Below are 839 nucleotides of genomic sequence, written 5' to 3'. Positions count from 1 at the left end.
ATACCTCTTTCTGCGTATACTTAGTAAAAAAAAATCAGTTGGCTACTTATTACTTCTAATGAGGTGCTTTTGTAATCATAAAAGCACTTCTTGCTAAATAAAAGAAAGCCGCGATTTAGCCACTTTGCTCCAGAAAAAATGAAAAAAATGTTTTTCCTGAGTGCATAATCATTTTTTTGCACATCTTTTATGCAATTTGTCATTTGATTACAAAATTTCTTGAATTCTTCCCACTTGACCGTCTGTTAACATTACTTTGATACCATGGGGGTGGGTGGGACTATTCGTTAGTATTTTTTTTACTGTTCCTTCTGTAAGTTTTCCGGTTTTTTGATCAGCTTTTAAAACAATTTTAACCGCTGCACCAATTTTAACATTAGATCTAATTTGTCCGTTCATAGTTTCTCCTTGTTCTTAAATAAAAGTTGAATAATTTTAATATTTTGCAGTTCCATAGCATGCTTTTCTTATGGTTATTAGGCTATTGCTCTATTTCTTTGTCTGAGAATGTTACTGTGAGTGCCACTCCGTCACTGCACTCTAAATTTCTAAAACCACTGGAACTATCCGACTGAATACTGTTTTTATCCGTACCTCGAGTGACCCACATTGGGATTTCTTCATTTAAAACAATATTAACTGGCTCTGTAATGCGGTTGGATACAATGGATTTGGAATTTTTCAATACCATGCCGCCTTCATTAAAACCATATTTTATATAATCCCCAGTTTTATCAATGGTAAATACTTCAACGCCTGTTTCTTTGAAGCGAAGGGCAATGCGATTAAATTGGTCTATGTTAGTTATACTATCAGAGATGCTTCCATCGGCTTTCCAT

At 34.2% G+C, this 839-nt stretch carries 2 protein-coding genes; both read right to left on the bottom strand.

Going from position 1 to position 839, the window contains the following annotated elements; all coding sequences use genetic code 11:
* Positions 1-207: 207 nt before the first annotated feature.
* Positions 208-399 (bottom strand): YwbE family protein, encoded by a 192-nt coding sequence (locus tag RTK36_RS14430; protein ID WP_312047939.1) that lies wholly within the window; start codon positions 397-399, stop codon positions 208-210.
* Between the two features lie 82 nt (positions 400-481).
* On the bottom strand, positions 482-839 hold a 358-nt coding region (locus tag RTK36_RS14425), incomplete at its 5' end, for a hypothetical protein (RefSeq protein ID WP_312047938.1).

This window comes from Anaerotignum sp., assembly GCF_031981185.1.
Classification (GTDB): domain Bacteria; phylum Bacillota; class Clostridia; order Lachnospirales; family Anaerotignaceae; genus Chakrabartyella.
Note: the sequence above shows the minus strand (reverse complement) of the source record. Positions and strands in the feature narration are given on the sequence as shown.

Coding starts and splice junctions, on each gene's coding strand:
- RTK36_RS14430 (WP_312047939.1), bottom strand. CDS start 399: ATGAACGGACAAATTAGATCTAATGTTAAAATTGGTGCAGCGGTTAAA.